A 9,061-nucleotide genomic window follows, 5' to 3' on the forward strand; every position below is an offset into this window, starting at 1 on the left:
TGAAAAAGCAAAATATTTTCCTAATTCGTATGTCCACCTAAAAACTGTTTCATATTTACCTCTTAAATTACCCTTGTAATTATTGTAATCCATATATTCGCCTTCTATTGAGTTGCTCCACTGGAATCCATATCCCAATAATGTACTTGAATTAATTGTACCTAATACAGAATATCCATTTCTTATACTTCCATGAACTCCATTTAGAGTCAGACCATATTCCATAAATGTTCCGCCACGTCCTAGACTTGGAAAGGAAGTAGAAATTTTTTGTCCTAGGTAAAATTTATAATCTCTTGTATTTTCAGTAATTTTTGTGCTATTTTCAGTATGTTTCATTCCCAACACAAAATTTGAACCAAATTCACGTTTACCTATTTTGAAATTTTTATTTTTTCGTGAAAAATATATTTCGTTATCCCAAGAATTTGAATCATTGCTTGCACTTTCATGCTCTTTATATCTTTGGAACTCCCGCATTACTTTATAATTAAAATCCCAATTTCTGTTTAAACCTATGTAGCCTTCTCCAAGCGTATATTTATAAATATTCTTATCCTGCCTATAATCTATTTCTCCATATGTTGAAAATTTATTTTGTTCATCGACAGGAATATAAAAATTCATTTTTTCGACTCCACGTTCCTTTTTAACTTGGTTAGTTATGAATTTTTGACTATTTTCTGTATTAACATTACCATTTTCTGCTTGATTTACTTCAATATTAATTTCTTCGTTTTGTTGTGTGTTTTCAGAAAACAGATTATTTGTTATCATTAATATGAAGTTGATTGCAAATAATTTATATTTTTCTGTATAAATTTTCTTAAAAGCCTCTTCAAAACTTTTTTTATATTCTTTCATTACTTTATATTCTGGCATAATATTTAATATCCTCTCCGATAGATTCCATTCTTATCAAACCCATTCTTATCATAGCCTCCGCTTCCACTGCTGCTTTTTGCTCCAGATCTTTTTGTACCGGCAGCACTGTTTCTAGTTCTATTTACAGCAGGCACTACACCAAAGTTCTTTGGTCTTTGTCCTTTTTTATATCCATATTTGTCAAGTCCTTCTCTTGTGTATCCGTTTGAATCAAAATATGTTTTTGTTTTTTCATTCAAGCCATAAAAATTCCAGCCATCCTTATCATATTCGGTTCCTGTATCTTTATGTTTTCCACCATAATCAAACCCTCTCTCATCATACTTTGTGTGAGTTTTACTATGAATCTGATTATTATCAAATCCTCTTTCATCATATCTAGTTTTTGTATTTTTATTAATTCCCTGAAAATCAAAGTTTGCATAATCATACTTACTTTTTGTCCATACATTGTAACCTTCACGATTAAAGCCTTGTCTATTGATTCCATCAAATGTCCAGCCAGTTTCATCATAATAATCCTGTGTTTTTTCATTTAAGCCGTAGTAATTCCAGCCATTTTTGTCGTATTCCCTACCTGTATCCTTGTTTATTCCATCATAAGTAAAGCCATTCTTATCATATTTACTATTTGTTTCTACATTAAAATGCTTGTAGTTAAAACCTCTTGTGTCATATTCCTTGCCTGTATCCTTATTTATTCCATCATAATTAAATCCCCAGCCATCATATTCACTGTTTGTTTCCACATTATACTTGTCCTTATTAAAGCCACGGCGATTTATTCCTTTAAAATTCCAACCTTCCTTATTAAAATAGTCTTTTGTCTGCTCATTCAACCCATAATAATTCCAGCCGTTCTTATCATATTCCCTACCTGTATCTTTATGTATTCCCTCAAATGTAAAGCCATTTTTATCATATTTGCTGTTTGTTTCCCCATTAAAATGCTCGTAATTAAAGCCTCTTGCATCATATTCCTTACCTGTGTCTTTATGTATTCCTTTATAATCAAATCCTGAATAATCATAAGGTGAATTTGTTCCAATATTCCAGTAAACTTTGTTAAATCCCCTTCTATCAGCTCCTTGCCTGTTATAGCCATTGATGTCATAGCCTTCCTTATCATAGGGGCTCATTGTGTCACGGTTATTTCCAGTTACATTATTAAATCCTCTAGAATCGTATGCTGCGTGAGCTTTTGCACTTCCCAGCAGAAATAATATTATTATTAAAATTACGATATATATTCGATTGTTAAATAGCTGACTTACTTTTTTCACAAAACTTCCTCCAACCTTGTAATTAAAATTCTGCCTAAACATAATTGTATAATTTAATTTATCAAATAATTTATAAAACATATAGACACCTGCTGCAAATGTTAATAACGACGATAGGAAAAATCCAAATCCAGTAAAGGACATTCCCATTTTTCCAAATATGTAAGAAAATAAAATTCCTGTTATAAACATTGATAAAGCAAGCACCATAGCCTGAAATCTTAAATCAAAATACAAAAATAATGTTATTAATATTGAAATAAATATCGAACTATACGACCCAAACACAATTACACGAAACAAATCCAGTAAATAAGTATCCATATCAAGTTCATTAAACATTATATTTGCTATTAATATACATGTTATTGAAATTAAAAGCTGTAATTCCATACAATATAAAACTTCTGAAATCAATGTATGTTTTAATGTTTTCAAAGATTCCTTTACATCTTCATATTTACCTACCACACACAATTTATTAAAATAATCCTTATATAATGGTAAAAATTTCGTTTCTAAAAATGTGGCAAAATAAACTAGGCTTGGGATAACAGTACAATATCCATAGAATACAGCAGCCTCATAAACAGGAGAAACTAAAAATACATTTGCCAAAATATACGAATCTCCCACAAACCAGTTTACAAAGACATGTCCCCAAACACCAAGAATATACAAAGTACCTATCATTATAAGACTAAAATAACCTCTAAAATAAACAAAAAATTCAAACTGATTTTTTTCTTTTCCTGGAAATGCTCTCATAATGTACATTGATGTCATTATAAAGTTCAAAAATATTCCAACAGTGTACGAAAATAACATCCAAAATGTTGGATCTTCTTTTATAAAAGTAACCGGATATTTCAAAAATACATATCCCAATATTACAGATATAAAATTCCCTAAAAAGAAACAAAATAAAATAAATTTATATTTCTTTAATAAAGATATAAATATCATCGTTATCCATGACAGTGACATTGACACGAACAAAACTACAAACGATATTTTATATCCAACAGACAAAGTTGCTTTTTTTATAAAAAACGTACTCAATAAGAAAGAAATTATTGTAACCAGTTTTATACATCCTATATACGCACTTTTTATCTTAAATATCTTTTTATTAAAAATACAGTCTGATACATATCTGGTAACCAAATATTGAAACGCATTTGTAACTATTTGGGAAAATATAAATATGTAAAATATCGTACTCATAAATAGTATCTGGTTATTTCTCGAAAGATCTATTGTTTTGGAAATTAATAATATCAAATTCAAGGATGTCGCTGTAATGAACCAAGGCCCTATACTTACAGCTGTGGAAAAAAGCAATGCTTTTGCACTTCCAAATGGCGTATCTTCACTGTCATCAAATAATTTTTTTAATTCAAATCCTATTCCAGCCATTACAACCTCCCCATTTCATCATAAATTTCTCTATATTGCTGAATAAATGCAGCTTTAGAATAATATTTTTCAACTATCTTTTTCCCATTTCTAGAAAATTCTTCCAATTTTTCTGGACTATGATACAACTGAACCAATGCCAATGCCAAATCTGTATAAGATGTAGGTGGTATTATAACTCCTGCTTCTCCTATATCTGTCTTTTCTAATAATATTTCCCTGCAATTTCCAACATCTGTCGAAATAAAAGGTACTCCTGAAGCAAGTCCCTCCAATATACTAAGTGGCTGTCCTTCAGAAATAGAAGTAAGCAATAATAAATCCAAAAATGAATAATATTCCATAACATTCGCACGTCCTGTAAACACCACTTTTTCTGTCAATCCTAAATCATCTACCAATTTTATACATTCATCATAATAATCTTCATCTTCATCGGTAGGCCCTATTAACCAAAGTTTTGCTTCTGGTATTTTCTCTGATGCAATTTTGAAGCCTTTTATCATCATTTTTACATCTTTTATTGGAACAATTCTCAAAATAGAACCTATATTAAAACCTTCTTTTTTTTCTCTTACTATTTCACCATATTTCTTTTCGTCTACTCCATTTGGAATAACAACTGATTTTTCAGCAGGTGCTCCATACTCTATTTGAATCTGCCTATTATATTCAAATAATGATATTATTTTATCACTATATTGATAAGCCAATTTTGATAAATAATAAAAATAATCTATCCAAATTGGTTTAAAATCATTATCTATCCAAGTTGCTCCCAATATCTCTTCTTCTCTTTCACGTGGATAAATCCCATGTTCTGTAAGTACAAATTTCCCTTTTTTCTGATGTGCAATAACGGCTCCCAAAAATCCAGAATATCCTGTCGCCACACTATGATAAATATTAGCCTTTGGAATATCTCCCTGAGCTATATTTAACAAATTAAATATTATATTTCTATAAGTCCAGTAAAATGTACTAAAATTACCATCTGAATAATTTTTATTGTAAAATTGAAGCAATGTATTCCAGTATTCATTACTCAAAATTACTTCTAGCGGTTTCCCAAATTTCTTTTGAAACAAATCTTCTACTTCTGATAGTTTTGTTTCAATATTTTCAGAACCAAAATTCAAAAGTTTATCTATACTTTTTCTTTTCTGCTTACTAAAAGTCTGATTGCTCTTCATGACATTGTATAATGAAAATGCTGGAGATGCATCTAGACATATATTTTTTACTTCAATAACATTTTTAGGCAACTTATACTTTAATTTTGCAAACTCCTTGCTTGGAATTATACACAGCACTTTAAAAAAATGTTGGGGATTGGATAAAATTAGCTCGTGTACCCACGATGAAACTCCTCCAACAATATATGGATACGCTCCTTCACAAATAAAACATATTACAGCCATTTTCTTCTCTTTTCCTTAATTTATCAGTTTAATTTTAAAAAACTGGGATATTATACTAAAATCTCTTCTAAAAAAACTGGTTTTTCGATTTGACTATTTCCCATTTTCTCATATTTCCTATACTCATTTATTAATTCTTCAAATCTATTTTGTCTATATAAAAACTTTAGATATTTTGTTATTATTTCCGATTCTGAATATTTACTAATTCTATCTTTTAATAAGTTTTCATATTCACTTTCATTGTTCATATTTTCATAAAGTTCTATCAAAAAAAATTCCTTTTCTTTTTCATCGATTTGTAAATTTTTTAGTAACTTTAATGTCTTATTTTGATAAAAATTCAATATTTCTCCAAATAAAAGCCCCGAATCAACATAGCTTTTATACAATTTAAATATTTTATAATCTAGTTTTTTTATTTCTTCCTTATCAGTTTCTTTTATTTTTTCTTTTTCAATATTATTTATTTTTTCCTGTATCCCTGCATCCAGCTTATTCACTTCTGTCGCTGCATAATGGATAACTTCTGTATTTTCATCCTGTAATGCTCTTTGTAGCATCTCCACCTTTAATTTTGGGTCTTTACTTTCAAATGAAAAAAGAAATTTTTTCTTGTTATCATTATTTGATGAAGATAATAAATCATAAGAACTCATAACATCAAATTCAGATACCATATAATCCTTTTTCAGTTTTTGTAAAATTTCCTCAGTTTCATTGTTTCCCAATACTTCTTCTGCTATGGCTTTTTTTACTTTCCAGATTGAAAATATCTCATCTATAAAAAATAAAAATATTCCAATAACAGGAAATATTATTATAAAAACATCATAATATCTAATACTTTCCTGAAAAATCCTTTTATACACAAAAATAAATATTATCGACAATACAATATGTAATATCCAAAACATACTTCTAAAGTTTAAAATATCATCATTTTTAGAAAGCATTACTAACATCAGAACTTCCAACAGAAAAAATAAAAAACTAATTCCAACTATTGACACCCATTTTAATGATTTTGTTCCTTCATTATTTATAATCATTTTTCTAATCTCCTAAAAATATTGTTACATTTTCCTTATCAATATTTACTAAATAAATTTTAGTTTCTCCTGAAGTATATATTTCCTTGAATGTACCAGAAGACATACTTTTTATTTTTTTATTCCGTATTCTTATTGTAGCCTCATAAGGTTTTCTAAAATTAATTGATCCAATACGAAGCTCATTATTTACTTTTTCTGATTTTATTTTTAAGTCTTCTATATTCATATATAATTTTGTTAAATCTGAAGCCTTCATTGGTTTCAAATACGGAAAAGTTTTATTTACTTCTCCTATTGTACGTTCAAACTCAGTTTTTAACTGTTTCCATGTCTTGTCTTTTCCTCTGTCTTCAGCAATAACATCATCTGGATGAACAAAATGTGTCCAATATCCGTATACCGCTAGAGCGTTAGATAAATTCCACATTCCATCAGTCGAATAAAAAAATCCAGAAGAAAATCTTGGCATATTATACACACCAGGGATTTCAGGATTCGCTCCTACCTCCTGTACATAAGCTCCTTCTTCTATATATCCATAAAATACAGTCGAAATAGTTTTTAAATCTGGATAGTTTTTCTTAAGTATTTTCATTCCTTCATCAATTCCTATATTACTTGGAGCAACGTATGTATATAATTTTACTTTAGAACCAAACAATTCTTTTACATAACTTCTTACTTCTTTTGCTGACGCTGCGACATCGCTTTCACTTCTCCAAGGAATGTATCCTAATTTTTTAAAGTCAACTTGTTTATCACCATCAAAAACTATTGGATTATGATTATATCCGTGTATAGCCAATTCTCCGCCGTTTAAAAACAATTCTCTACCTTCTAGTGCCAAATCCTTTAAATTCAAGTCAGAAATTCTTTTCATCTTTTCTTTTTCAACAGTATTATTATAATCAATAATAATAAATCCAGAATATACAAGATTATATTTCTTAGAAATATCAACCATGTCCTTCCACCAGATATTTCGATAAAAATCCCTCGTACTCATTTTGTATTCTTTTTGGATAATTTCATTATGCATTCTTGGAATTGGTGCTGGAAAATCATCTATATGCATAAGTTTAGTATTTAAAAAAGGAGAAATATACCATTCATTTCCATATGCAATCCATTGATTCAGTACACCTCTCATAATTTTATCTGCAAAAAATGAAACATTTGAATACAGGATTCTCCCTTTTCCAATTTTTCTTTCCCATAAAAGTGGTATGTTTTCACTACTTTTTGCAAAAATTTTTATATCCTTTTCAAGTTCTAGCTTGTTCATCGCAGGATGTGACATCATAATAGCACTCGGCTCATACGAATCGATTCCAGGAAACAACCTTTCATTGAATTTTATTCCACTAGAAGCATCAAGCGTACTATCACTAAAGTTTTTTATTCCAGCCATTGGATTAAATGGATTATAAGGCGTCATATTCAAAAATATAAGACTTTTACCTTCATTTACTTCCTTCGTAATAGAATCAAACATTTCTTTTGTAAAACCTATATATGTATCAGTTGCAAATATAAAAGTACTATATTCATTTGTTGGAACAATTTCTCCAATATCTTTTAGAACATAGTCTGTTTTAGTAAATTTAAATGTTTCCTGTAAATTTTTCAAAATTCTTTTTGACTGTTCTGAATTTTTATTATAATACACAAGTATTTTTTGTGGATTTTTAAATATATAAGTAGTATTTTTAGCTGGTGCCTTTTCAAAAGTAAATTCCTGCTTTATTGTAAAATAATCTTCTTTTCTTACCATTCTGCTAATTTGCAGTATTATTCCTATTACTAAAATTATAATAAAAAAATATCTAAATTTCATATAGTGTCTCTTCTTTCAAAATATTTTTTACAATTTCTGATTGTTTCTTATTATTTACATTATCTCCATTTATAATTAAAAATTTAATCTTATCATCGAACATAGTAACATAATCCGTATTAAGACCATCTTTTTCCATTTCATCTAATCTTCTCTGTAATTCTTCAGATGAATAGTTGTTTTTGTTATTTCCTTCTAAAATAAAATATCTCTGATTATAATATTTCTTTCTATCCTTCACTTCATCCAAAATCTGTTCAAAATATTTTTTTGTAGTGATAAATGTATCTTTCTCAAAAATATGAATATTATTTTTCTCATTTTCAGAAAAAATCCTTGATAATGAGTTATTTATTTCTTCCATAATTATTTTAAACAATTCAAAATTTTCATTTTTAGAAGTTTCATAGGATAATTTTGTTATTTCTAATAATGCAATTATTTTTTTGCCATAAAAAATTGGCGCTACAAAGACTGGCTTTTCTCCTTTTAAATCTAACGCAAATTCCAAAGTTTCACCTTTTTCTAAAGTCATCAAAAATCTATCAGCTTGCACTTCGCTTAAATTTAAAATTTTTCCCAATGAAGAATTTCCAATTTTTATTATTTGATTTAAATTTTGATTTTTAACAATATAAATGCTAGCATTTTCACAATTCATAAACTGATTAATAATATTTATTGACTTTGTAAGTACTTGTTCAACTGTTGTCAATAAGTTCAAGCTTTTTCGTATATTTTGAAATGAAATAACCCCTCCACGACTTGTTATAATCTGATTTTTCAAATCTCTATTTATCTTTAGTAATTCTTCTTTTTTCTGTTTTTCCTCTTCTAATAATTTTTCCAGCTTTTCAGCATCTCTTTTTGCAATTTCTTCATTTTCTTTCCTATTTGCCTGAAATTTCCCCAAAATCATCGCAATAAATAAAAACATTATAAAAAATTTATAATATTGAAATTTCAAAAAAAACAATACCATATCATTGCCAGAAAAAATATAGGCTGTAAGATAGCCTAGAGTAGCAATAAATGCACTAAAAAAACCAGCATATATTCCGTATCTCAACGAAATAATTGCCACCATTACTGCAAGAGGATGTATATTTAATGATAAAAAGTTGTTTCGAGTGAATGGTAAAGCATAGCATACCAATAATA

At 28.2% G+C, this 9,061-nt stretch carries 6 protein-coding genes; all 6 read right to left on the reverse strand.

Going from position 1 to position 9,061, the window contains the following annotated elements; genetic code table 11:
- The coding region (locus Q0370_RS05230) for a hypothetical protein (protein WP_299573025.1) at positions 1–882 on the reverse strand (882 nt) is incomplete at its 3' end.
- Positions 883–887: 5 nt separating this feature from the next.
- Positions 888–3,587 (reverse strand): exopolysaccharide Pel transporter PelG, encoded by a 2,700-nt coding sequence (gene pelG, locus Q0370_RS05235; protein WP_299573027.1) that lies wholly within the window; start codon positions 3,585–3,587, stop codon positions 888–890.
- Positions 3,587–5,008 carry a GT4 family glycosyltransferase PelF gene (gene pelF, locus Q0370_RS05240; protein WP_299573029.1) on the reverse strand — a complete coding sequence of 474 codons (1,422 nt, stop codon included), beginning with the start codon at positions 5,006–5,008 and terminating at the stop codon, positions 3,587–3,589. The genes pelG and pelF overlap by 1 nt, the downstream gene beginning before the upstream one ends.
- Positions 5,009–5,058: 50 nt before the next feature.
- The gene (locus Q0370_RS05245) at positions 5,059–6,060 is read right to left on the reverse strand and encodes a hypothetical protein (protein ID WP_299573031.1); all 1,002 of its coding nucleotides are present in this window, start codon (positions 6,058–6,060) and stop codon (positions 5,059–5,061) included.
- Positions 6,061–6,064: 4 nt separating this feature from the next.
- A complete protein-coding gene (locus Q0370_RS05250) occupies positions 6,065–7,900 on the reverse strand; it encodes a DUF2194 domain-containing protein (RefSeq protein ID WP_299573033.1) in 1,836 nt (611 codons plus the stop codon).
- On the reverse strand, positions 7,890–9,061 hold a 1,172-nt coding region (locus Q0370_RS05255), incomplete at its 5' end, for a hypothetical protein (RefSeq protein WP_299573035.1). The genes Q0370_RS05250 and Q0370_RS05255, both read right to left, overlap by 11 nt.

The organism is uncultured Leptotrichia sp. (assembly GCF_938036635.1).
In the GTDB taxonomy this organism is placed as follows: Bacteria; Fusobacteriota; Fusobacteriia; order Fusobacteriales; family Leptotrichiaceae; genus Leptotrichia; species Leptotrichia hongkongensis.